Annotated in this window: 20 protein-coding genes, 1 pseudogene and 1 riboswitch; of the genes and pseudogenes, 8 read left to right on the forward strand and 13 right to left on the reverse strand. The window is 56.8% G+C overall.

Features of this window, described 5'->3' with window-relative positions; genetic code table 11:
• The gene (locus ACE3NW_RS10395) at positions 1-894 is read right to left on the reverse strand and encodes an ornithine carbamoyltransferase (RefSeq protein WP_374283090.1); all 894 of its coding nucleotides are present in this window, start codon (positions 892-894) and stop codon (positions 1-3) included.
• 262 nt (positions 895-1,156) lie between these two features.
• On the opposite strand from ACE3NW_RS10395, the gene ACE3NW_RS10400 reads away from it, so the two are divergent.
• The 8 genes from ACE3NW_RS10400 to ACE3NW_RS10435 all read left to right on the forward strand — a co-directional run bounded on the left by ACE3NW_RS10400 (position 1,157) and on the right by ACE3NW_RS10435 (position 8,690).
• Positions 1,157-1,819 (forward strand): HAD family hydrolase, encoded by a 663-nt coding sequence (locus ACE3NW_RS10400; protein ID WP_374283092.1) that lies wholly within the window; start codon positions 1,157-1,159, stop codon positions 1,817-1,819.
• 1 nt (position 1,820) lies between these two features.
• Positions 1,821-2,519, forward strand: coding sequence for an ATP-binding protein (locus ACE3NW_RS10405; protein ID WP_374283094.1), 699 nt, complete (start codon positions 1,821-1,823; stop codon positions 2,517-2,519).
• 205 nt (positions 2,520-2,724) lie between these two features.
• The gene (metA, locus tag ACE3NW_RS10410) at positions 2,725-3,660 is read left to right on the forward strand and encodes a homoserine O-succinyltransferase (RefSeq protein WP_374283096.1); all 936 of its coding nucleotides are present in this window, start codon (positions 2,725-2,727) and stop codon (positions 3,658-3,660) included.
• Between the two features lie 41 nt (positions 3,661-3,701).
• Positions 3,702-4,145, forward strand: coding sequence for an Rrf2 family transcriptional regulator (locus ACE3NW_RS10415; RefSeq protein WP_374283098.1), 444 nt, complete (start codon positions 3,702-3,704; stop codon positions 4,143-4,145).
• Positions 4,129-4,965, forward strand: a complete 837-nt coding sequence (gene nifU, locus ACE3NW_RS10420; protein WP_374283100.1) for a Fe-S cluster assembly protein NifU — start codon at positions 4,129-4,131, stop codon at positions 4,963-4,965. The genes ACE3NW_RS10415 and nifU overlap by 17 nt, the downstream gene beginning before the upstream one ends.
• Positions 4,966-4,970: 5 nt before the next feature.
• Complete coding sequence (gene nifS, locus ACE3NW_RS10425) at positions 4,971-6,125, forward strand: cysteine desulfurase NifS (protein WP_374283103.1); 1,155 nt, start codon at positions 4,971-4,973, stop codon at positions 6,123-6,125.
• Positions 6,126-6,395: 270 nt separating this feature from the next.
• Positions 6,396-7,646: an HD-GYP domain-containing protein gene (locus tag ACE3NW_RS10430; protein WP_374283105.1), complete on the forward strand. Its 1,251-nt coding sequence runs from the start codon at positions 6,396-6,398 to the stop codon at positions 7,644-7,646.
• A gap of 45 nt (positions 7,647-7,691) precedes the next feature.
• Positions 7,692-8,690 (forward strand): bacteriohemerythrin, encoded by a 999-nt coding sequence (locus ACE3NW_RS10435; RefSeq protein ID WP_374283107.1) that lies wholly within the window; start codon positions 7,692-7,694, stop codon positions 8,688-8,690.
• Positions 8,691-8,890: 200 nt separating this feature from the next.
• Here ACE3NW_RS10435 and nrdG read toward each other — a convergent pair whose 3' ends face one another.
• The 12 genes and pseudogenes from nrdG to ACE3NW_RS10495 all read right to left on the reverse strand — a co-directional run.
• The gene (gene nrdG, locus ACE3NW_RS10440) at positions 8,891-9,406 is read right to left on the reverse strand and encodes an anaerobic ribonucleoside-triphosphate reductase activating protein (protein ID WP_374283109.1); all 516 of its coding nucleotides are present in this window, start codon (positions 9,404-9,406) and stop codon (positions 8,891-8,893) included.
• Complete coding sequence (gene nrdD, locus ACE3NW_RS10445) at positions 9,399-9,569, reverse strand: anaerobic ribonucleoside-triphosphate reductase (RefSeq protein WP_034605181.1); 171 nt, start codon at positions 9,567-9,569, stop codon at positions 9,399-9,401. Before nrdD ends, nrdG begins: the two co-directional genes overlap by 8 nt.
• A gap of 52 nt (positions 9,570-9,621) precedes the next feature.
• Positions 9,622-11,877, reverse strand: a complete 2,256-nt coding sequence (locus ACE3NW_RS10450) for an anaerobic ribonucleoside triphosphate reductase (protein ID WP_374283112.1) — start codon at positions 11,875-11,877, stop codon at positions 9,622-9,624.
• Between the two features lie 120 nt (positions 11,878-11,997).
• Positions 11,998-12,177, reverse strand: a riboswitch (cobalamin riboswitch).
• 601 nt (positions 12,178-12,778) lie between these two features.
• Positions 12,779-15,394: a M16 family metallopeptidase gene (locus ACE3NW_RS10455; protein ID WP_374283114.1), complete on the reverse strand. Its 2,616-nt coding sequence runs from the start codon at positions 15,392-15,394 to the stop codon at positions 12,779-12,781.
• Positions 15,395-15,733: 339 nt separating this feature from the next.
• Positions 15,734-16,456, reverse strand: a complete 723-nt coding sequence (locus ACE3NW_RS10460) for an ABC transporter ATP-binding protein (RefSeq protein WP_374283132.1) — start codon at positions 16,454-16,456, stop codon at positions 15,734-15,736.
• A 163-nt stretch (positions 16,457-16,619) separates the two neighbouring features.
• The gene (locus tag ACE3NW_RS10465; RefSeq protein ID WP_374283116.1) at positions 16,620-17,441 is read right to left on the reverse strand and encodes an ABC transporter ATP-binding protein; all 822 of its coding nucleotides are present in this window, start codon (positions 17,439-17,441) and stop codon (positions 16,620-16,622) included.
• Positions 17,438-18,475: a branched-chain amino acid ABC transporter permease gene (locus ACE3NW_RS10470; RefSeq protein WP_374283119.1), complete on the reverse strand. Its 1,038-nt coding sequence runs from the start codon at positions 18,473-18,475 to the stop codon at positions 17,438-17,440. Before ACE3NW_RS10470 ends, ACE3NW_RS10465 begins: the two co-directional genes overlap by 4 nt.
• Positions 18,475-19,368, reverse strand: a complete 894-nt coding sequence (locus ACE3NW_RS10475) for a branched-chain amino acid ABC transporter permease (protein ID WP_374283121.1) — start codon at positions 19,366-19,368, stop codon at positions 18,475-18,477. Before ACE3NW_RS10475 ends, ACE3NW_RS10470 begins: the two co-directional genes overlap by 1 nt.
• Positions 19,369-19,491: 123 nt before the next feature.
• Positions 19,492-20,637, reverse strand: coding sequence for an ABC transporter substrate-binding protein (locus tag ACE3NW_RS10480; RefSeq protein ID WP_374283123.1), 1,146 nt, complete (start codon positions 20,635-20,637; stop codon positions 19,492-19,494).
• Positions 20,638-20,754: 117 nt separating this feature from the next.
• Positions 20,755-22,563 (reverse strand): YcaO-like family protein, encoded by a 1,809-nt coding sequence (locus ACE3NW_RS10485; protein ID WP_374283125.1) that lies wholly within the window; start codon positions 22,561-22,563, stop codon positions 20,755-20,757.
• 208 nt (positions 22,564-22,771) lie between these two features.
• Positions 22,772-23,164 (reverse strand): 30S ribosomal protein S9, encoded by a 393-nt coding sequence (gene rpsI / locus ACE3NW_RS10490; RefSeq protein WP_291332361.1) that lies wholly within the window; start codon positions 23,162-23,164, stop codon positions 22,772-22,774.
• A gap of 13 nt (positions 23,165-23,177) precedes the next feature.
• Positions 23,178-23,265, reverse strand: a pseudogene (locus tag ACE3NW_RS10495) (50S ribosomal protein L13); the annotation flags it as partial.

The raw sequence follows: 23,265 nt of genomic DNA on the forward strand, positions 1-23,265 counted from the left end.
CTAGATCCCGCTTTCATTATCAAGAAACACCCAGTGCAACATACGTTTGTGTACCCGCAAGCGGTATTCTGCCTGCTGCACCAGCAGAGAGGCCTTGCTTGCAAGTATGGAATCATCCACGCCAATGGCCGCCACCGGCGAAGCGCTCAGCATCAGGCGCACATCTCCCGCCGCTTTGGCAAGCAGTGCGGGTTCCACACGCCAGTGGTCGCGTTCTTCATCGGTCAGGCCGCTGCGGCAGCCCGCAAAAACATAGTTGGCCCCGCGCACGGCTTCTTCAGGGGTTTCAACAAAGGTAACAGATGTACCAAGCCGGGCCACAGCCTCCCTGAGCGGCGCAATATCTGTATGCGAAGGCACAGCCACACGCAAGGCAAAAGGAAACCACGCCGTTGCTTCAATAAGCGAATGCAGCGTGCCGTTGACGCAGCCAATCCAGGCGCAGGTGACGCCATCAAGATAGCGGGAATTGCGCAACATGCAGGCAATATCGGCCAGGGCGTGCGCAGGGTGCGCATCGGGGCTGCCCGCATTGATCAGCGGAAAGCGCAGGCACGAGGCCTCCATGTCCCAGCCGCCCACGGGCAGGCCATACATGTACAGGCAGTCGATGTAATAGCTGAACACCGGCAGCAGCTGCTCCTGGTAATCGCTCATTTCGGTGCGCCAGCTGCCACGGTTGCCTTCGTACACAACTGCGCCGCCCATTTGCCGCACCGCCGCCGACACACACAGCCGCTCTGGCAGCGAATGCTGCGAAAACATCAGCAAGGCCACACGCTGGGCCATAAAATCAGTTTGCAGCTTTGGTTCTGGCATTCCCAGAGCCTGCTGCACAAGTAACCAGGAAGCCTTTTCACCAAGACCTTTGATACTCAAAATATGTCTTGCCATAGATCCTCCGTGACGGGCGTCACATACAGTGTCTTTTGCCCGTGATAGTGTTCTATCAATGGGTGAAATTTCTGTCCAGCTATGGAAAAACAGCAGTTTGTTGCCAAAATTGCATTCCACGGCCCATACGAGAGGTTTTTAACACATTGAAAATATTACACATGGCTATTTTTGTCGCATAAATACCCATTGTGTACTTGTGATTTAATACACTTTTCAGCTAATGTACGTGGACCCGCTTGCAGGGCCCACAGGAGCAAACATGAGAGCTTTTCTTTTTGATCTGGACGGAACGCTGGTTGACAGCCTGGAAGACATTGGCCAGGCCTGCAACGATGTTCTTGCCAGCCACGGTTACCCCGTCCACGCCCTGTCAAAGTACAGGTTCTACGTGGGACGAGGCTTTCACAAGCTTGTTGGAGATGCCCTGCCCGATGGGGAAGCCGCCAGACTTTCTTCTGGCGATCTCGCTGCGCTGATTGCCGAGGCCCGCGCCCAGTATGGCAACAACATGTGCGTGCGCACAAAGCCCTACAAAGGCATTACCGAGGCCCTGCATGCCCTGGCCAGTCAAGGTCACGCCCTGGCGGTGCTTTCAAACAAGCCCGACGATCTCACGGTTGAGCTGGTTCGCCGTTACTTTCCCGACGTGCCTTTTGCCCTTGTGCGCGGAGGCCGCGAGGGTGTTCCTCTCAAACCAGAGGCCGCTGCCCCCCTTGACATGCTGCGCCAGATGGCCGTTTTGCCTTCGGCAGGCTTTTATGTTGGTGACAGCAATGTGGACATATTCACCGCCCGCAACGCGGGTATGACCTCAATCGGTGTTGCTTGGGGTTTTCGCGGTGCAGAAGAACTGCGCGCGGCCCAGGCAGATCATGTCATCGAAACGCCAGAGGCGCTGACACGCCTTGCAATGGAGGCATAGCATGAAACGTCCCATCATCGAGATCGACGAAGAAAAGTGCAACGGCTGCGGAAAGTGCGTGCTCGACTGTGCCGAGGGCGCTCTTGCCATCATTGACGGCAAGGCCAAGCTTATCAGCGATGTGTTTTGCGATGGCCTGGGGGCCTGTCTCAACTGTCCCGAAGGCGCACTGCGCCTTGTGGAAAGGGATGCCCCCGAATTTGACGAAGAAGCGGCGCTGGCCGCCAAGGCCAAGCGCGAGGGCGCTGCCGCACCCCACCGGCCCCACGGCGGTTGCCCCGGCAGCATGGCACGCACGCTCACGCCGCTCGTGGGTGGCCCTGCCACTGCTGGCGCTGGTGGAGATTTGCGGGCGCAGGTTCCCACCTGGCCCATACAGCTGCGCTTGCTGCCGCCTACCGCACCATTTTTGAAGGGTGCAAACATTTTGCTGGCCGCCCACTGCGCAGGCTTTGCCCTGCCCAACCTGCACACTGAGTGGATGCGTGGGCGCGTGCCCGTTATTGCCTGCCCCAAGCTTGAAGACAATGAAGTGCTGAAAGAAAAGCTGACAGCCATTATCAAAAACGGCGGCATTGCGGGCATTACCGTTCTGCGCATGAGCGTACCCTGCTGCGGCGGGCTTGAACGCCTTGTTCACAGCGCCATTGAGGCCGCAGGAAGCACCTTGACGCCGGAGACGCATATTGTACAATTGTAATCAGCAATCTGATTTTCGCTGTGGGCGCTCTTTGCCCATGTAAAAAAATGATTGAGCCCGCCTTGACAAAACATAGTGTAGTGCTATGTTTTTAGGGCGGGCTTAAATTAACCTAAGTGCCCATAAACCTTAGCCCACAGCAGGGACGTGATGGGCAGTGAAAAAGCGCTGCCAAAAGACTGCTTTTCTGTAAAGGATCATAAACATGCCTATCAAGATTCCTGCGGATCTTCCCGCCTGTGCAGCGCTTGAGAGCGAAAATATTTTTGTGATGACGGAAGACCGCGCCGTCCAGCAGGACATTCGCCCGCTGGAAATCGCCATAGTCAACCTCATGCCCACCAAGATCGCCACAGAAACGCAACTGCTGCGTCTTTTGAGTAATTCGCCCTTGCAGGTCAACATTACCCTGCTGCGCACCGAAGCCCACGAATCAAAAAACACGCCGGCCCAGCACCTTGAGCGTTTTTACAAAACCTTTGCCGAAATTCGCCACGGCAGTTTTGACGGCATGATCGTGACCGGCGCACCCGTTGAACATCTGCCGTTTGAAGATGTGGACTACTGGCACGAACTGCTGGACATCATGGCCTTTGCGCAAAGCCGCGTGTACTCTACCCTGTACATCTGCTGGGCGGCGCAGGCGGCCCTGTACCATTTTTACGGTATTCCCAAATACACCTTGCCTGCCAAGGTTTCGGGGGTGTTTGAGCACGAAATTTTGCAGCCCGGTTGCCGTCTGTTCCGGGGTTTTGACGATTCGTTCACGGCCCCCCATTCCCGCCACACAGAGGTGCGCGCCAATGATCTGCTCAAGCAGCCCGGATTGCGTATTCTTGCCGAATCGCCAGAAGCGGGCCTGGCCCTTGCCGAAAGCCATGACCACTCACAGGTCTTCATGACCGGCCACCTGGAGTACGACAGGGACACCCTGGATGCGGAATTCAGACGCGACCAGGAGCGGGGCATGAACCCCATCCCCCCCAGCCACTACTACCCCGGCAATGATCCTGCCAATCTGCCGCGCGTTAACTGGCGGGCACACGCACATTTGTTTTATTGCAACTGGCTCAACTACTACGTCTATCAGGAAACTCCATTCAGCCTCACCGCCATTGGCCGCACCCGGCAGGGCCAGTAAGAAAAACACCTTCCTGAACTAAAGGATACACGAGGATGCCTATGCGATTTTCTACCAGAACCCGTTACGGATTGCGCTTTTTGCTGCGTCTGGCGGCCCAGCCCCAAGGCTCTCTTTTGCAACTGGGGCAGGTGGCCCGCGAAGAAAACATTTCTTCGGGCTATCTGGAACAGATAGTGCGGGCTCTGCGCCCCATGGGCATTCTCAGGGCTGTGCGTGGTTCTGGTGGCGGCTACTCACTTGCCAAATCACCGGCAGACATTAACATAGAAGATGTCTTTCAGCACCTTGAGGGAGAGATCTCCCCAGTGCGTTGCCTGAGCAAGGGGCGCCACTGTCAGCGCGAGGCCAACTGTTCTACACGGGGCTTCTGGACAGAGCTTGATGCTCACATACGCTCATTTCTGCAAAAGCGCACCTTGCAGGAAATAATTGAATCAGAGAAATGCTCCGTAACGGGAGGCAATCATGTGGAATTACACTAAAGAAGTTCACGACCACTTTCTGCATCCGCACAATGTGGGCCCCCTTGAAGGTGCCAATGCCATCGGCGAAGTGGGCAGCCTTACCTGTGGTGACGCCCTCAAGCTATATCTCAAGATCAATGATCAGCAGATTATTGAAGAAGCCAGCTTTGAAACCTTTGGCTGCGCCAGCGCCATTGCCTCCAGCTCTGTACTCACAGATATGGTAAAGGGCATGTCGGTGGAAGACGCCCTCAAAATCACCAACAAGGACATTACCAATGCCCTTGGCGGTCTGCCCAAACAGAAAATGCACTGCTCCGTCATGGGGCAAGAGGCGCTTGAAGCCGCAATCCGTCAGTGGAAGGGCGAGCCCCCCGTGCCGCACGCCCATGAAGAAGGCAAGCTTGTGTGCAAGTGCTTTGGCATTACCGATGCACAGATCATACGCGCCATCACAGAAAACGGCCTCAAGACCGTTGAGGAAATTACCAACTACACCAAGGCTGGCGGCGCTTGCGGCGAATGCCTTGACGAAATTGGCGAAATCCTGGCCGCACAGCTCAAGCAAAAGCCCCTGGTAGAGCTCAAGCCCAAGCCGCGCCTCACCAATGTGCAGCGCATGCAGCTGGTGCTCAAGACCATTGATGAAGAAATTCGCCCGCAGCTCGCTGCTGACGGCGGCGATATTGAACTGGTGGATGTGGACGGCCTGCGCATTGTGGTTGCCCTCAAGGGGCGTTGCGCGCACTGCCGTTCGAGCGAGGTTACTATCCGCGATCTGGTGCAGCGTCTGCTGCGCGAGCATGTTGAAGCCGACATCGTGGTTGAGGAGGCCTAACCGCCATGAAGACCATCTATTTTGACAACAATGCCACAACGGCCATAGCGCCTGAAGTTCGCGAAGCCATATTGCCCTATCTTGGCGAATTTTATGGCAACCCTTCAAGCATGCACACCTTTGGCGGGCAAGTGGCGGACGCGGTTGAAACCGCGCGCGAAACCATGGCGAATCTGCTGGGGGCCAGCCCGGACGAAATAATCTTTACCTCGTGCGGGTCAGAAAGCGACAATGCCGCCATCTGGTCGGCCATCCAGACCCAGCCCGAAAAGCGCCACCTTATCACCACACGGGTGGAACATCCGGCCATTCTCAGCGTCATGCAGCACTGGGAACGCCAGGGCTACCGCGTTACCTATCTTGGGGTAGACAACAAGGGCCGCCTTGATCTGGACGAATACGCGGCTGCCCTCACGCCCGACACGGCGCTGGCATCAATCATGTTTGCCAACAACGAGGTGGGCAATATCTATCCCATCCAGCGCATGGCAGAAATGGCAAAAGAAAAGGGCGTACTGTTCCACACAGACGCCGTGCAGGCCGTGGGCAAAACCCCCATTGACCTTGCCCATCTGCCCGCAGACATGCTTTCGCTCTCTGGCCACAAGCTGCATGCACCCAAGGGTATTGGCGTGCTCTATGTACGCAAGGGTGTGCGCTTCCGCCCCTTCCTGCGGGGAGGGCATCAGGAAAAAGGCCGCCGGGCTGGCACTGAAAACGTGCCCTACATTGTTGGCCTTGGCGCTGCGGCCAAGCTTGCCGCCGACCATATGCAGGAAGAACGCGTCAACGTGGCCATGCTGCGTGACAGGCTTGAAAAAGGCCTGCTGGAGCGGATTTCTGATTGCATGGTCAACGGCGACGTGGAAAACCGCCTGCCCAATACCACCAATATCGCCTTTAAGAATGTGGAAGGCGAAGCCATACTGCTGATGCTTGACCGGCTTGGTGTGTGCGCCAGCTCTGGCTCTGCCTGCACATCGGGCAGCCTTGAGCCCTCGCACGTACTGCGCGCCATGGGCGTGCCCTTTACCTACGCGCACGGCTCCATCCGCCTTTCGCTTTCGCGCTACTCCACGCAGGAAGAAGTTGATTTTGTTATCGAAAACTTCCCCGATGTCATCAAAACCCTGCGCATGATTTCGCCCTTCAAGGATTAGAGCGCCCAAGCCACATTGGCTAAACAGGCTGCAATACATGAAAAGGCAGTGCCGTAGCCCACGGGTGCGGCGCTGCCTTTTTGAGCCGCTCGGCAGCTGTCACAGATAGACCAGCCCAGCATCTTTCCATCCGCGGCACGAGGAAATTTTCCCCAAATGGATTTTTTTGTTTTCGTGGTGCCACAGTAGCGCAAAGGCTATTGCTTCCGAAGACAGAATGACCTATCTTTTTACTTTGATTAGCTGCTCAGTTTTGGGAGACAGTTTTGCATGCGTTCGATTCGCCTTTTCGATCTTCTTATGGGGTTTTCCCGCGCGCTTGATATGGTTTCGCCTGTTCTTGCGGGGCATCACCTGCGTGTTGCCTTTTTGGGTCAGGCTCTTGCCGAACGCCTGCGTCTCTCTCACTCCACACGCAAATACATGCTCATGGCCAGCATGCTGCACGATATTGGCGCCATACCGCTAAAAAGCGATACACGCGATCTTATATTCGAGCACAACAAGGGCCAGCACTGCCGGGCTGGCTGGGCCTTTTGCAAAACCGCCGGTCTGCCCCGCCCTGTCTGCGACATGGTGTTGCACCACCACACTGAATGGTGCAGCTACGATAATGACAGCCAGAATGCCCTGCCTGCCAACTGCATATATCTGGCCGACAGGCTAGATGTTGCCCTGCGCACGAGAAATGCTCCCGATCTGCGCCATATCTGCGCCTCACTTCAGGCCAAACAGCGCGAATACGCGCCCGCCTGCCTAGCTGCCCTGAACAGCCTTGCCGACGATGCGGATCTTGTTGCCCGCCTGAACAGCCCACAACGCATGCAGGAGCATCTGGCGTCAATTTTTGGTTCAGTAATTCTTGGCCCGGTGCAGCTTGTTGACCTGTGCGGCCTGTTTTCGCAAACCATCGACTCCAAAAGCCCCTTTACGGCCACACATTCTCTTGGTGTGGCGCACACGGCACGCATGCTGCTCAAACTCAGCCGCATGGCCGACACAGATGATCTCACAACCATGTTTATTGCCGGGCTGCTGCACGATATTGGCAAGCTTGCCATTCCGCTTGAAATTCTGGAAAAACCATCGGCCCTCGACCCCGAAGAACTCGCGCAGATCCAGCAACATGCAGAAACAAGCCTTGATCTGCTAGGCTCCATACCCGGATTTACCTGCGTATGTGAATGGGGCGGCAGGCACCACGAGCGCCTTGATGGCACGGGGTATCCCCACGGCATACGTGCGGCCAGCCTGAGCCTGCCCATGCGCATTATTGCCGTGGCAGACGTTTTTACTGCCCTGACAGAAGACCGCCCTTACCGTGCGGGCATGCCCCTGGCCGAGGCCATGAGAATCATCGAATCCATGGCCGAGCTCAGCTACCTTGATGTCAACGTGGTGGCATTGCTTGCCGACAACGTGGTGCGGGTCAACAGAGCCCGCATTCGCGCCCAGCGCCGGGCCGCTGCAAACTTTGTTGTCATGCGCAGATTATGCAACGAATCTGCCGGAGCTGCCTAAAACTCCAACAGGGCCAACACTGCTGCGCCCTCACAAGGAGCACCTATGGGCGTTCCAATCATTTTTTTAATCATAGCCCCCCTCGCTGGCATTATTGCCCTGCAACTTACGCCGCCCTTCTCGAATGCTGCGGTTGTCCTTTCGCTCGTCTTTTCTGCCTGCGGCCTGGGCCTGCTCTACAAATACCTGTTACGGCCCCTGCGCACGCTGACCACAGCAGTATCCCGCACGGGCTGCACCGATATTCCTGCTATTGGAGCTTCGTGCGATATTGTGCGCGCACTCGAAGACAGCCTGCGTGCGCATGAAGTGGCTTTGCAGCACGATGCCAGCGAAGCGCAGGATGCCCGTAAAAAACTGCTGCACGAGATACAGGAATTGCGCGAGAACCGCGCTGTAACATTGCAGGCGCAACAGGCTGCCCTAGAAGTGCTGCGCAAGGCGCAGACTCAGCTGATCGGGCTGGCCACATCGGTTGCAGACCAAGGCCACAGCAGCTCAAGGCAGATGCATGACCCGCAATTATTTATAAAGCTGGCGGCAGAGCTGCACCGAAGCGAATGCGCCCTGCTGCACGCGGGGCAGTTCTGGGGCAATGCCGTGCAGGCCGACAATCCAGAATCTGCGCTACCGGAGGTTTTTCTGTGGAAGGATTGCTACAACACGAGTATTCCCGTCATTGACGGCCAGCACAAACTGCTTGTCTCCTACATCAACAAGCTGCACCGTGGCATGCAGAATGGTTGCGACAAAAATCTGCTGCTAGAGATTCTTGACGAACTCACGGGGTATGCCTTTACCCATTTTGCGACCGAAGAAATGTATTTCACCCGCTCGACCTATCCGCTGGCAGACAAGCACCTCGAAGAACACCAGCAGTTCCGCAAAACAGTCACCCAGCTTCGTGATGCCGTACTTGACGGCAAGGCTTTTATTGATATCGCCCTGCTGGAATACCTCAAAACATGGCTTGTGGAACATATTCAGCGCATGGATGCGGGCATTGCTCCCTATGTGACCAGGGCGGAAATCTGCTGTAAATAGCCTTGCCTCAGCACAGGGCAAGGCATTTGGGCTACGGCAGCGACACCGTACATTGTGCCGTGTGGCTCCCTTACCGCTTCTGCCCCCTACCCCTCCTCTCGCAGAATTTTCTACGCCTTCTCGCGCTACAAACAAAAAAGCCCCGCACAAGCGGGGTTGATAGGGCGCAGCCTGCGCGGGCTTTAAGCAGTATCGCAGCGTTAGCGGCCGTAGAATGCAGCCGCCAGCTTTTCTCTTTCGGCGCGGTCAAGAAGGCGCTGGTTTGCGCTGCCCCTGAACTGCAATTCGAGATCACGCAGTTCTTCCCTGTACGGGCCATCCACAAGAATATCCGTCAATTCCAGCAACCGGTTTGTCCAGGGATCGTTGCGGGCCAGCAAGTCCTCAAAAACATAGCCAGTGTAGGTCATCACGCTTTTGCCCAGGGCCTTTGCGCCTTGGGCCAGGGCACAGAGTGCCTCGGCCTGCTCAAAGGGCTCGCCGCCAGAAAGCGTAATGCCAGACAGCAGGGGATTTTCCTGCAACTGGTCAAGGGCGGCCTCTGCCGATAGCAGAAAGCCGCCCTCAAAACTGTGCGTCTGCGGGTTGTGGCACCCCTTACAGTGGTGCGGACAACCCTGCGTAAACACTACATACCGCAGCCCCGGCCCGTCCACTATGGATTCATCCACAATGCCCGAAACCCGCATAAGCGCGGTTTTGCCTGCTTCAGGCATGCTTGACGCGGTCACGCTCTTCAGAGCGTTTGGCATTGTTGAAACGGTCAAGCGTTCCCACAAGGTAACCAGTGATGCGGCGGGTGCGTTCAAAACCCACATCCTGCCCAACAAGTTTCTGTGCGGGCTTGGTTTCCTCGAACAGACGCGATTTCATCAGCATGTGCTCTCTCCTTACTAAAATGCAAAAGTTGTTAAAAAAATGTATGCGACCGCTAGTCCCACTTGGGGGTGTGCGGGAATTTTTTACGTAATTCGTCAAGCAGTTCGGCGCTTACGCCCTCGCCTTCCCTGCGTCCACAGCGGGGGCAGGCACCGTTTATCACGCCCACATAACCGCAGACCGGGTCGCGGTCGAGCGGATGGTTGATGGAGCCGTAGCCAACGCCATTGTCATGCATGTAGCGAATAATGCTTTCAAAGGCCTCAAGGTTCTTGCAGGTGTCACCGTCCAGCTCCACATAGGTAATGTGGCCTGCATTGGTCAGGGCGTGGTACGGGGCCTCGATCTGTATCTTTTTAAAAGCCTTGATGGGGCAGTACACAGGCACATGGAAGGAATTTGTGTAATAGTCCTTGTCGGTAATGCCGGGGATGCAGCCGAACTTGGCCTTGTCGAGATTCACAAAACGGCCACTGAGGCTTTCTGCCGGGGTGGCAATAAGTGAAAAATTGAGGCCGGTTTTCTCTGCTTCGTCGTCGCAGCGCTTACGCAGATGCGTAACGATTTCAATACCCAGCTTCTGGGCTTCTTCGCTCTCGCCGTGGTGCTTGCCCACAAGAGCCTTGAGCGTTTCGGCCAGACCAATAAAGCCCACGGTCAGCGTGCCGTGCTTGAGCACTTCTTCAATGCTGTCGTCCCACCCAAGCTTGCCAGAATCAAGCCAGATGCCCTCGCCCATGAGGAAGGGATAGTTGCGCACCTTTTTGGCGCTCTGAATCTTGAGCCTGTGCAGCAACTGGCGAAATACCAGATCAATCTTGTCGTCCAGCTGGGCGTAAAAACGGTCAAGATCACCGCGCGCGTCCAGGCCCAGACGCGGCAGATTGATGGACGTGAAGCTCAGGTTGCCACGGCCACAGGTTACCTGCCGATCCTTGTCGTACACGTTGCCAAGCACGCGGGTGCGGCAACCCATGTAGGCCACCTCGGTATTATAGTCGCCTTCGCGGTAATACTGAAGGTTGTAGGGCGCATCGAGAAAGCTGAAATTGGGGAAAAGCCGCATGGCCGAGACGTCCATGGCCTGCTTGAAAAGGTCGTAGTTGGGGTCTTCGGGGTTATAGTTGACCCCGGCCTTGACCTTGAAAATCTGCACGGGAAAAATGGAGGTTTCACCATTGCCAAGCCCTGCCTTGGTGGCGCGCAGCAGGTTTTTGACCACCATACGGCCCTCGGCAGAAATATCGGTGCCGTAGTTGATGGAGCTGAAGGGAACCTGAGCGCCCGCACGCGAATTCATGGTATTCAGGTTATGGATCAGTGCTTCCATGGCCTGATAGGTGCGGCGCTCGGTGTATTTGAGGGCTTCGCCCGCTGCATAGGCGTGGGCGCGCTGCACCATGGAGCGCTGCGCCTCGTCAACGGCAGCCACCAGGGCCGTGCCAAAGGCATCGCACGTGCCAAGGCGCGGGCCTTCGGGCAACAAACCGATATGGGCTCTGGCAGCGTCTATGGCAGCCTGTTCATCAAGGTTGTCGGCAATGCGCAAAAAGGCGGCAAAGGCGCGTTCGTATTCCTTGCGATAGGTCTTTATGACGCCCTCAGCCATGGCAAAATCAAAGTGCGGCACGCTCTGGCCGCCGTGCATTTCATTCTGGTTGGCCTGAATGGCAATGCAGGCAAGGGCAGAATAGCTCTCGATGGAATTGGGCTCGCGCAAATGCCCATGCCCCGTGGAAAAACCGTTTTTGAACAGCGGGATAAGGTCAATCTGGCAGCACGTTTCCGTGAGCATGTAAAAATCTTTGTCATGAATGTGGATGTCGCCGTTGAGGTGTGCGGCAGAGGCATCCTTGGGCAAAATGTAGTTATCAATAAAAAACTTGGAGCCTTCAGAACCGTACTTGAGCATGGTTCCCATGGCCGTATCGCCGTCTATGTTGGCGTTTTCGCGCTTTATGTCTTCCTGAAGAGCAGGCGAATAGGTAAGTTTTTTATAAATATCCATGAGATACGATTCCGCGTTGCGGATTTTCGTATGCTCTGCGCGGTAAAGAATGTAGGCCTTGGCGCTCTTGGCGTAGTCGTACTGAATCAGGGTTTCTTCAACAATATCCTGAATCTCTTCCACATGCTTCAAATTGCGCGACTCCAGCTTTTTGCACACCTTTTCAGTGACAAAAAGCAGGTCGGTGGGGGACATGTCTTCACCGCCAACAGCCTGGTTGGCCTTGGTGATGGCATTAAGAATCTTGACCGAATCAAAAGGCACTTCCGTGCCATCGCGCTTTATAATGCTGGCGAGCATGTGCTGTTGGCTCCAACTTGTGGGCTATGAACAAAAAGGCCGCCCGAAATCACGTGCGGACAGGCCATATCTGGCCCATTTGTGGCGGTTCTTCTGCAAAAGCCCGTTGCAGACGATCCTTTTCTAAGAACGGTTGAAAGCAGGTCTTCCGGCTTTGCCTGCCACGTTTCGGCCTTCCCGGTTTTACCCAGTGGCGCGAGATGAAACGCGGTTGTTAAAAGGCATACGGCGGCGGGTCCGCTCCCGATTTTCACGGGAATTCCCTATTAAGCTCATGGCGCTTTCAATGTCTAGAAAATCTCAAAAGAATTGCACCCTGTCAATGAATGCACTAAAAAAACATGTCCAAGGCTCAAAACAACAGCCTGTTTTAATTAAATAAATTTCTTAATTGCCCATTTTTTCACTGCCCGCAGGCCGCAAAACAGAGAGGGCATGAACAAAATTGTTCGCCCTTGCTGGCTGCCAGATCAGGCACACGATCCGCAACTTCTGTGGCGTGATTGGTACTTATGAAACATTTCGCCATGCCCCAGGGCACAAGCCCACACGGCGCTGCCGCCTCAGACCACAGCACTGCGAATGCAGCCGAAGCCTGCGCGAGCCCTCAGTAGAGGGCAGCTCCATAAGCGCAGGGAAGAACCTACTCTACCCCTGCCCTCTTTTCAAGATGGCACCCATACCGCTTGGGTACTTAGGGCAGTCTTGACATTTTTATTTGCCCGCTAACTGCCGAAAAATTCGCCCGCAAAAACTTTTTTTGTATGAGAAACCGGGGGTTGTGCAAATATGCCCTACCGATAGGGCAAAAGTCCGTATCGGCGCGGCCCGCCTTTCTGCCAATGCCAGAAAGGCATACGCGGCCTGCCGATACGGACTTTTTACACACCAGATATTCTGCCTAGGGCAGCAGAATCATGTTGTACAGGTTCTTTTCATCCAGATATTTTTGCGCCACAGCCTGAATTTCTGCCGGGGTGAGCTTGGCGGCCTTGTCGATAAGCGATTTGCTAAAATCGCGCGGCAGGCCAAGCACAGAATCTGTGGCGGCTACGCCAGCCCTGGCATCCAGGCTCTGCTTGTCACGATAGTACTCGCCCAGCAGGCGGTTGGCCCCGCTCTCCAGCAGTTCTGCGGGCAGGGGTTTTGCCTTGATATCGGCAATAATTTTGGCAAAACCCTCACGCGACTGGTCAACCTTGTCGGGCGTTGTGCCAATGTAAAAGGCCATCATGCCCGCCTGGGGCATGGCCCGGTAAAAAGCCGTAACCGTGTAGCCAAGGCCTTCCTCGTCACGCATTTTGCTGAACAAAAGCCCGCTCTGGCCAGAAAGCACCGACTGCAAAAGCATGAGCGCCGGGGCATCTGGGTGCGTATAGGGCACGGCCTTGAAAACCTGAAGCACATGCGCCTGATTGCGGCCCGGCAGGTGCAGATCAAGATTGCGGGCATCCCCCCACGAGGGAGCTGCCAGCGCAAATCCCTTGCCATCGGGCGTGGGCAGGCTGCGGGCAAAGGCAAGCACGGCCTCGCGGTCAAAATCGCCAGCCACCGCAAGCACCCAGGGCTGCACGATCTGCCTGTCCCAGAAGCCGCGCACATCCTTGGGCGCAAACTTGCCAAGATTGGCCTCTGTGCCCAGCGAATCATAGCCGTAGGCCTGGCCGCCAGGGAAGAGGAAGGGATTTACCCGCGAGAACAGGTACGAGGTGGGCCGGTCGGCACGCTGGCGAATGGCCGCCTTCATGTTTTCTGCCTCGCGCTTGATCTCCTTGGCCTCAAAACGGGGTTTGCCGAGTACATCGCCCAGCATGGAAAAATAATCGGCATTAAAGCGCGCAGGGCCGGTCAGCGATATGGTAAAGGTTTGCAGGCCCGCCTTGGCGCTCAACGAGGCGGCGCGGTCGGCAAAGTATTTTTCAACAGCCTGCGCGTCCAGCTTGCCGCAGCCGTCGCCAAGGGTACTGGCAGTGAGCTCGGCCAGCCCCTGCTGATCGGGCTTGAGCAGGGCATTGCCGCCAGGCAGCATCATATCCATGGCCACGTAGGGCACGGTTGCGTCGGGAATAAGAATAACCGTGCGCCCCTGGCCAAGATCGACCACTTCCTGCTGCCCTGCCGCTGCTGTAGCCTGCCTTGCAGCCGAGGCCGATGCGCTGGCGGGCCAGTTTTTCTGCAAAATGGCCTCAAAATCAGGCAGTTTGGCGTTTTGCGGCGCAAGCACACGCACACGCACAAGGCTGGGATCAAGCCACAGATCAATGGCCTGCTGCACCTGAGCCTGCGACACATTGCGCTGCGTGAAACGCAGATTTTGTTCTGCCTGGTCACCGCCCAGCTCGAACTGCACAGAACCAAGCCACGAAGCAAGACCATTGAGCGTTTCCGCCGAGCGGTCCATGCTGTCCTCAAGATTGTAGCGGGCGCGTTTCAGGGCCTCTGGCTTGAAGTCAGCGGCCTTGAGTTTGGCAAGATCTGCGGTGAGGCCCTGCCAGAAGGCATCGAGTTTTTCGGGGGCCAGATTGGCGGTCACGTACAGCATGCCCGCACGGTCAAGGCTCATGTTGCCCACATTCAGGCCGTCCACAAGCTGCTTTTCGTACTCGTACTTGCGGGTCAGCAGAGAGGTTCCGTCGCCGCCAAGCAGATAGCTCAGCACATCAAGATCCACCGAGCGCAGATCGCGCAGTGCGGGCGCGGGAAAGGCCAGCCCAAGGTAAATCTTGTTCCAGGGGCCGCGCACCACCTCCACACGGGGGCCGCCGGGGGCATTGCGCAGATCAACAGCGGGCGGAGCGACAAAATCGTTGGTATTGGCCATGCCGCCAAAAAGTTCCTGCGCGTGCTGCATCACAGCCTGCGGATCAATATCGCCCGCAACCAGCAACATCATGTTTTGCGGCTGATACCAGCGCTGCACATAGGCGCGCAGGTCGTCGGCGGTAATGGCCCGCACGGTTTCCTTGAAACCGATGATGGGGCGTCCGTACACAGTATTCTGAAGGGTGGAAACTTGCAGACTTTCAAACAGCCTGCTCATGGGCGAATCCTGGTCGCGCTCAAGCTCGGAAATCACCACTTCCTTTTCCGATTCCAGTTCCTTGGGATCCAGAGAGGCCTGAAAGGCCATTTCCTTCACCACATCCATGCCCATGCGCCAGTGCGCGGCGGGCATGTCTGTCATGTACCAGGTTTTGTCAAAGCTGGTGGCGGCGTTAAGATACCCGCCCAGAGCCTCCACATCACGCGCCACCTGTCCTTTGGGGCGGTGCTCTGTACCCTTGAAAACCATGTGTTCAAGCAGATGGCTGATACCAGCCTGCTTGGCGTCTTCGTTCACCGAGCCAGTACGCACATAGAGGCGGGTGGCCACAAGCGGAAAACGGCTGTCCTTGATGATATACACAGAAAGCCCGTTGGGCAGACGCGTCAAAACCCGCTGCTCTCCGGGCGCGGCAAAAGCCGCACCAGCCAGCAAAGCCAGCAGCAAGGGCAATAACAGTAGAATGCGTTGCATGTTTGCTCCTGAAAATAGATTGCAGATCCACAGATTCGCGGCAGACAAAAAAACGGCAAGGCCTTTCCTTGGCCGCGAGGCGGATTGCTTATACGCCAACATGAATACTAATACCGTCGGCACAGCTATGCAAGCCGATGCGGGCCGTGATTTTTTGCATGGCTGCCCTGCCTGACCTCAGGGGTCACCGTTTTGCGCAACTTTCTTTAGTGTCGGGGCTCTGGCGCACCGCAACGGCGCAGCCATGGCAAGCGGCCATAAAAAAACCGGCAGCCAAAAGACCGCCGGTCATGAAATAACAACCCAAATGCTCCAATGAAACACGGTGCGACACCAAGACTAGCCGCCGAGGTACGCTTCCTTGACCTTGGGGTTTTCGAGCAGCTCGCGGCCAGGGCCTTCAAGCACAACCCGGCCAACCTCAAGAATGTACGCATAGTGCGCCACAGAAAGGGCCGCAAAGGCATTCTGCTCAACCAGAAGCACGGTTTTGCCTTCTTCGTTGATGCGTTTGACGATGTCGAAAATTTCACGCACCAGCAGGGGCGCAAGGCCCAATGAAGGTTCGTCGAGCATGAGCAGATCGGGGCGGCTCATAAGCGCACGGCCCACTGCCAGCATTTGTTGTTCGCCGCCCGAAAGTGTGCCGCCCTTCTGCCAGCTGCGTTCCTTCAACCGGGGAAAAAGGCTGTAAACCCACTCAATGTCGTGGGCGATTTCGTCCTTGTCGCTGCGCGAATACGCACCCAGATGCAGATTTTCTTCCACAGTCAGATGGGGCAGAATACGCCGCCCTTCTGGCGAAAGAGAAATACCCTTGCGCACCATGTCTTCGGGCTTGAGCCCCATGAGCGAAACCGGAGCATCGCCCTCGTGACGGGTGAGCAGAATATCACCGCTGATGGTTTTATTCAGGCCGGCTATGGAGCGGATGATACTGCTCTTGCCCGCGCCGTTGGCCCCGATAAGCGTTACAATGCTGCCGCGCGGGATATTCAGGCTTATGCCCTGGACGGCCTGAATGCCGCCGTAGCGCACATGGAGATTACGAATTTCAAGCATGATGCACCCTGTCCATATCTGTCGGTCTGCTGCGGGATCAGATTCCCGCTGCCTGTCTTTTTTGCTGCGCATTGCCGCCGGTCAGGCTTGTCGCACTGATCCGCGCCCAGGCGCAGCCGATTGCGGGCATGCGGGGCTGCACGCCCCGCCGCCCGGCCCACGGCTAGATAACTTTTTCAAGCGTGGCGTCTTCACCCAGATAGGCGCGGATAACCACGGGGTTATTACGGATGGCTTCCGGGCCGCCCTCGGCGATCAGCGCGCCATACTCCATAACCCAAATGTACTGGCACACGCCCATGACCACCTTCATATCGTGCTCGATAAGCAGGATAGTGAGGTCGAATTCGTCGCGGATATGGCCGATAAAGTGCATGAGATCAAGGCTTTCCTGGGGATTCATGCCAGCGGCCGGTTCATCAAGCAACAAAAGTTTTGGCTCGGTTGCGAGAGCACGGGCAATTTCAAGCCTGCGCTGCGCGCCGTAAGGCAAACTGCCAGCCTGATCATCCAGGTTTGCGCTCAGGTTCACCCTTTCGGCCAGCTGCTTGCTCTTTTCGATGATGGCGGCTTCTTCTTTATAGAAGGCAGGAATACCCAGCGGGGCCATCCACCAGGGGCAGCGCCTGCGCACATGACAGCCAACCATGATGTTTTCGAGCACGGTCATCTGCTGCGAAAGGCGGATATTCTGGAAGGTGCGGGCCATGCCCAGATTGCAGATTTCTGAGGGGCCAAGACCTTTTACACTCTTGCCGCCAAAAATCACGTCGCCTTCCTGCGGGGTGTAAAAACCGCTCAGCACGTTGAAAGCCGTGGTTTTACCAGCGCCGTTGGGGCCGATAATACCCGCAATGGCACCCTTGGGCAAAGCAATGGAAAGATCGCTCACCGCCGTAACGCCGCCGAAACGCATGGTTACGTCCTTGGCCAGCAGCAACGCACCCTCGTAATTGGGAGCCTTGGGCAGAATAAACTCGCTCATGCCTTGCCCCTCCTCAAGAATGCGCCAATAGTCTTCCAGGTTATTTCCCTGGTTCCCATGATGCCCTCACGCCGGTAAAGAATAATGGCCAGCAGCACCAGCGAAAACACCACCATGCGCATGCCGGGAATGCCGGGTATTTCGACAAATCCCAGATCCATGGGTTCTTCAATGGCACGCAGCCACTCAAGCAGAATGGTGATGACCGTTGCGCCCAGCAGGCTGCCCGACAACGAACCAAGACCGCCAGCCACAACGAACATCAGCACGTTGAAGGTCAGCAGAAAGTTGAACATCTTGGGGTCGATGGTGGAAAGGTGGGAACCCAGCAGCGCACCGCCCACACCGGCAAAAAACGCGCCGATGCAAAACGAGAGCACCTTGTAGCGGAACACGTTGATGCCCATGACCCTGGCGGCGATTTCATTATCACGGATACAGCGCATCACATTGCCGTAATTGCTGAACAAGAGCCGCCATAACACTATGAGCGTAAAGAGCGTCCAGATGTAACACGACAGCAGGCTGGCGTGACCGGGAATACCCTTGATGCCCAGCGAACCGTTGGTCACGCACGTGGCGTTGACGATGATGACGCGGATGATTTCGGCAAAACCGAGGGTGGCAATGCCAAGATAGTCGTCACCCAGGCGCAGCACGGGCACGGCGATGATAAAGGCAAAGATGGTGGCAACCAGCCCGCCAGCCAGCGCAGAAACCCAGAAAGGAGTGAACAGATCAGAAAAAGGCCAGATGATGGGCTCAAGAATCCACATCATCTCTTTTTGCTCTGGGGTCAGAATGCACAGGGCCGAAACATAGGCACCAATGGCAATAAAACCCGCATGCCCAAGCGAAAACAGGCCGGTAAAACCGTAGATGAGATTGAGTGAGAGAGCCAGAATGGCGTTGATGAAGATCAGTTTGGCAATGTAAATCTGATAATCACCGAGAAAACTTTCTGCCTGGGAGAGCACAAGGCCAAACAGCAGCATGACCATGATGCTCAGAAGTGTGCTTCTGTTCAGGCGCATTAGATTTTCTCCTCCATTCGCTCGCCCAGCAGACCCGTGGGCTTGAACAGCAGCACGAGCACCAGCAGCACAAAGGCAAAGGCGTCGCGGTAACCAGAAAGCTCAGGCATGAAGGCAACGGTCATAATTTCCACAAAACCCAGGGCAACACCGCCGATAACTGCCCCCTGGATGGAGCCGATACCGCCAAATACTGCGGCGATAAAGGCTTTGAGGCCGGGCATAATGCCCATGTAGGGGTGAACCTGCGGGTAGCGCAGGGCCCACATAATGCCCGATGCCGCAGCGAGTGCAGAACCGATACCAAAGGTAAGGGCAATAATGTTGTCTACGCGCACGCCCAGGAGCCGTGTTGTTTCAATGTCTTTTGAGATGGCGCGCATGGCCAGGCCGGGCTTGGTGCGGTAGACCACGTACAAAAGAATACCCACAAGCACAATGGTCATGACGGGCACAAAGGCGGTGAGGGGCAAAATACGGATGCCGCCAAGCTGCCACTCGGAAACCAGCCATTCGGGCTGTAACACAGGGCGAGGCTGACCGGTAAAGATAACCACCGCGAGGCTTTCAATAAAAAAGGATACGGCAATGGCGCTGATAAGCGCCGAAATTCGGGGAGCATCGCGCAGGGGCCGGTAGGCTATTCTTTCCACAAGAATGCCGAGCACGCTGGCGCCCAAAACGGCGACCACAGCGGCCACGCCCCAGGGCCAGCCAAAGGCGAACGTACCGAAAAATACAAAATACGCGCCCAGCATCAAAATATCGCCGTGGGCGAAGTTGATCAGGCGCAGAATGCCGTAAACCATGGTGTAGCCGATGGCAATAAGCGCATACAGCGAACCCAGGGTCAGGGCGTTGAAACAGTGCTGCAAAAACATGTCAAGGCTCATGGGCCACCTCAGCGCCTCGCAACGGACAAAAGGCCACACAGGCCCCCTCCGCCCGAACAGCGGCAAAAAAATGAAAAAAGCGCCCCGCAGCGAATGCCGCCGCGGGGCTGATCAGATGGAAACTTATTTGGGGGTTACTTCGCCCACGTAAGCGCGCTTGCCATCTTTGTATTCAATGATGCCCACGGGCATTTCTGCGTCATGGGTCTGGTTGATGGTCAGCAGGCCCAGAGCGGTGGGCAGATCCTTGGTTTCGGCCAGAGCCTTGGCAATGGCCTTGGGATCAGCGGAATTGGCGCGCTTGATGGCGTCAAGGATCAGGAAATAGGTGTTGTAACCAAGGGCACCGTTAACGTTGGTTTCCTTGTCAGGATAGGCGGCCTTCCAGGCTTCGGTGAAGCGCTTGGCAACGGGGCTCATGTTGGGCATGGCCGGGTCGTAGGGGAAGGTGGTGTGCATGAAGCCTTCGGCAGCCTTGCCACCCAGCTTGAGGGTGTCGGGGTTGTCCATGGCGTCGCCGCCCATGAGGCGGAACTTGGCGCCCAGTTCACGGGCCTGCTTCATGATGATGGCGCCTTCGGCGAAGTACGCGGGCATGAAGACGATGTCAGGCTTTTTGGCGATCAGTTCGGTCAGCTGGGCGGTGAAGTCCTGGTCGCCCGAGCTGTACTTGAGGGAGGCAACAATTTCGCCGCCAAGCTTCTTGAAGTCGCGGGTAAAGAAGCTGGAGAGGCCCACAGCGTAGTCGCTGGTCATGTCCATGAGCACGGCGGCCTTGCGGAAGCCGAGGGTTTCATAGGCATAGGAGGCGGCAGCAGCACCCTGGTAGGGGTCGATAAAGCAGGCGCGGAAGTAGTACTTCTTGCCCTGGGTCACGAGGGGGTTGGTGCACGAGGTGCCAACGCCGGGCACGGCGGCCTTTTCGGCCACTTCAGCGCCAGCCATGGCCAGCGAAGAACCGTAGGTACCGATCAGGGCCACGACTTTGTCGCGTTCGATAAGGCGCTTGACGGCATTGGCCGACTCGACCTTGTCAGACTTGTTGTCAACCACCACCAGTTCAACGGGGCGGTCGAGCACCTTGGGCATTTCCTTCTGGGCGAGACGCACGCCCTCAAGTTCGAGCTGGCCGCCAAAGGCATTCTGCCCGGTCAGGGGAAGGTACACGCCGATTTTGATGGGACCGGCATCGGCGGCAAGCGCCTGCCCGGCAACGCCGAAGGTCAGCGCCAGACCAGCCAGCGCGGCAAGAAATTTACCCAGTTTCATCCTAACCCTCCAGAGGTTGTGCGTTCAGAGCGGCCATTCCACATCCAGGCCGGTCGCTCTCTACTATAGCCGAGTTGCCTTCAGGCTGCAATTGCAATTAGCTGGCCCTGCGGCAACTCATAAACAACACGCGGCATAACGCGCAAAAAGGCGCGCGTCGGGCCTTGAGAATCTGTCCCATTCCGCTGTAAGGGCCAGGCCGGGAACAATGGCTCTGACCACGGGAATGTCAAAATCCTTTCTGGTCAAATCCACATACAGAGGACTTCTGCCGTGCGCCGCAAGCACCGCCTCAAGCAGGCGGCGATTGGCGCGGGGGGAGGGCAGGCTGTAATCCGGCAAATCCTCTAACACACGAATGGGCAGTCCGGCTAGTCCTGATCCTGAAGGAACTGGGGGCTTTGTTTGCGATGTTGAATACGGCCAGGGTGTTTCAGTCAGCGCCGCAAGCGCCGCCCGCGCACCGCACAGGTTTGCGCCAGTGGCGCGCGCTACCCGCCCGTCGCGCCCGGTAACAAAGCACTGGTACACCGGCAGGCCCAGTTCTGTTGTCAGATCCTGAAACTGCACGCGTATACCGCAGGCTGCGTAATCGTCCAGCAGTGACTGCACCATTTTGTCTGTGCTGCGCAACGTAAAACAGCGGGTGCGGCTGTAGGGCGTGGTAGCCTCGGCATCCCGCTCGGCTATTTCTGTCAGCGCAGCCACCACCGCCTCATCCATTATGTTGCCAGAGGCAAGCCCCGTGGAGCCGCCCGCCAGAAACAGAGCCTGTTCATCTAGATTGCAAAAAAGAAACACCGCCTGCGCTGGCACAAGCACGCTCGCCCCGGCCACATCGCTGGCAGGCAGCCAGTGCAGGGGCGCATCGCGGTATGGGGCCTCGAGGGGCAGCATATTGGGATCAAGGGCCGCCCTGCCCTGCTCTACAAGCTCGGAATACCGGGCCAGAACCAGCGGCAGATCTGTCTTGCGGTTTAAAACCACGCCCGCATGGTCAGCGGCATCACAGGTTCCAACGCTCACATAGCTGCTGGCCCGCTCCACAATTTCCATGGCATACGAGGCCCTGGCCCCGGCCAGCGAAAGCCCGCGCCCGTAGGCAGTGGCCTTGCCCTGAAGCGTATGGCGCACGGAACCGCTGTTTACGGCAATATCTACCTGCCAGCCGCGCAACAGCGCAATGGGCGAAAGCGAAGCCTCGTGCCGCATTTCCGGCCCGTCCACAACGCCGTTTTCCATCAGCGCATCAAGGGCGCGCAGATAGGTTTCCTGAGCGGGGGGGCGCTGCCAGGGCTCCCAATCATCACATTTGAGCCTGGCATGCTGAAGGGCCAGCTCATCGGCATGGCTGGCCATGCGCCGGGCTGCGGCACTAATGGCATCGGCACTGAAAAGCGGGGCTATACCCGTTTCATCCGGGCGCGGCAGGGAGTGGTGGTCGCAGATATTGGCGCGAAAAAGCGCGCTCCAGGCGGCTGCGGTGGCATGGTCCGGCAGGCTGGCTGCCCGCAGATATATGGATGGGCTGTAAGACGTAAGACGCACTGCGGCATCGGCAGGAAACACCGTATGCACACCATCCCCCTGAAGCAGATCACTGACCAGCAGAGTACACTCGACCAGCAGCGCGGCCAGTACAGGACGGGTAAAGGTATCGCGCCCAGCATCGTAGCTGTCTGCGGCAAGGGCTCGCAGTTCGCTTTGCGGTTTGCCCGCCAGCAGTTGCAGGAGATGCAGATGCAAAAAATCGTCCATGGGTGCGGCTTCAAGCCGGGCTAAAGCCTGCTCAAAGCTCAGGTCAGCCGGTGGCACGCACGAAAAATAGCCCGTTGTGGCCTGCGTTTGCTCGTGAGTATAGACATAATCCAGCACGGGCAGATCAGGCTGCAGCCTTGCCGGATGCACGGAATCATTGTCCTTCATGATAACTCCACTGGGGTGGCCTTGGCCGAAGAGGTCTGCCCGAACCATTTGGCCCAGGCAAATGTAGCAAAAAACAGACTTTGCCAGGCCAAACAGCTCTTGCTTTCATACAAAATAACTCAGTAACTCCGCCAAAAAAAAGCGGGCCGACATGCGACCCGCCAAAAAAAAACGGAAGCCCTCCCAAGAGGGCTTCCGTAAAGGCATATTAACGCTTGGAGTACTGGTACCGGGCGCGGGCAGCGCGCAGACCGTACTTTTTACGTTCTTTCTTGCGGGCATCGCGGGTAAGGAAGCCAGCTTTTTTAAGAATGGGGCGCAGGGCCGGGTCAACCAGCAGCAGCGCACGGGAAATACCGTGACGCACGGCTTCGGCCTGACCGGTAACGCCGCCACCGGCAACGTTAACGCGAATGTCAAATTTGTCGGCCAGCTTGGCAAGAACCAGGGGCTGACGAATGATCATTTGCAGGGTCTTACGAGGAAAATAATCCTCGAAGGAGCGCCCGTTGACCGTGATGCCGCCGGAACCGGCGTAAATGCGGGTACGGGCCGTGGCAGTCTTGCGGCGGCCGGTGCCGTATTCAAATTTCTCGCTCATGGCTCTTTACTCCTTAATGCGGCAGCGTCAGCGGCTGGGGATTCTGGGCCGTATGCGGATGTTCGGACCCGGCGTAAATCTTCAGTTTCTTCAGCATGGCG

Origin of the sequence: Desulfovibrio sp., assembly GCF_041907885.1 — a bacterium.
Lineage (GTDB): Bacteria > Desulfobacterota > Desulfovibrionia > Desulfovibrionales > Desulfovibrionaceae > Desulfovibrio.

Excerpts from the sequence above, each read along its gene's own strand:
- nifS (WP_374283103.1), top strand. The coding sequence starts at position 4,971 with ATGAAGACCATCTATTTTGACAACAATGCCACAACGGCCATAGCGCCT.
- ACE3NW_RS10465 (WP_374283116.1), bottom strand. The coding sequence starts at position 17,441 with ATGAGCGAGTTTATTCTGCCCAAGGCTCCCAATTACGAGGGTGCGTTG.
- metA (WP_374283096.1), top strand. The coding sequence starts at position 2,725 with ATGCCTATCAAGATTCCTGCGGATCTTCCCGCCTGTGCAGCGCTTGAG.
- ACE3NW_RS10480 (WP_374283123.1), bottom strand. The coding sequence starts at position 20,637 with ATGAAACTGGGTAAATTTCTTGCCGCGCTGGCTGGTCTGGCGCTGACC.
- ACE3NW_RS10435 (WP_374283107.1), top strand. The coding sequence starts at position 7,692 with ATGGGCGTTCCAATCATTTTTTTAATCATAGCCCCCCTCGCTGGCATT.
- ACE3NW_RS10405 (WP_374283094.1), top strand. The coding sequence starts at position 1,821 with ATGAAACGTCCCATCATCGAGATCGACGAAGAAAAGTGCAACGGCTGC.
- ACE3NW_RS10430 (WP_374283105.1), top strand. The coding sequence starts at position 6,396 with ATGCGTTCGATTCGCCTTTTCGATCTTCTTATGGGGTTTTCCCGCGCG.
- nrdG (WP_374283109.1), bottom strand. The coding sequence starts at position 9,406 with ATGCCTGAAGCAGGCAAAACCGCGCTTATGCGGGTTTCGGGCATTGTG.
- ACE3NW_RS10485 (WP_374283125.1), bottom strand. The coding sequence starts at position 22,563 with ATGAAGGACAATGATTCCGTGCATCCGGCAAGGCTGCAGCCTGATCTG.
- ACE3NW_RS10460 (WP_374283132.1), bottom strand. The coding sequence starts at position 16,456 with ATGCTTGAAATTCGTAATCTCCATGTGCGCTACGGCGGCATTCAGGCC.
- ACE3NW_RS10450 (WP_374283112.1), bottom strand. The coding sequence starts at position 11,877 with ATGCTCGCCAGCATTATAAAGCGCGATGGCACGGAAGTGCCTTTTGAT.
- nifU (WP_374283100.1), top strand. The coding sequence starts at position 4,129 with ATGTGGAATTACACTAAAGAAGTTCACGACCACTTTCTGCATCCGCAC.
- ACE3NW_RS10400 (WP_374283092.1), top strand. The coding sequence starts at position 1,157 with ATGAGAGCTTTTCTTTTTGATCTGGACGGAACGCTGGTTGACAGCCTG.
- rpsI (WP_291332361.1), bottom strand. The coding sequence starts at position 23,164 with ATGAGCGAGAAATTTGAATACGGCACCGGCCGCCGCAAGACTGCCACG.
- nrdD (WP_034605181.1), bottom strand. The coding sequence starts at position 9,569 with ATGCTGATGAAATCGCGTCTGTTCGAGGAAACCAAGCCCGCACAGAAA.
- ACE3NW_RS10475 (WP_374283121.1), bottom strand. The coding sequence starts at position 19,368 with ATGAGCCTTGACATGTTTTTGCAGCACTGTTTCAACGCCCTGACCCTG.
- ACE3NW_RS10395 (WP_374283090.1), bottom strand. The coding sequence starts at position 894 with ATGGCAAGACATATTTTGAGTATCAAAGGTCTTGGTGAAAAGGCTTCC.
- ACE3NW_RS10415 (WP_374283098.1), top strand. The coding sequence starts at position 3,702 with ATGCGATTTTCTACCAGAACCCGTTACGGATTGCGCTTTTTGCTGCGT.
- ACE3NW_RS10470 (WP_374283119.1), bottom strand. The coding sequence starts at position 18,475 with ATGCGCCTGAACAGAAGCACACTTCTGAGCATCATGGTCATGCTGCTG.
- ACE3NW_RS10455 (WP_374283114.1), bottom strand. The coding sequence starts at position 15,394 with ATGCAACGCATTCTACTGTTATTGCCCTTGCTGCTGGCTTTGCTGGCT.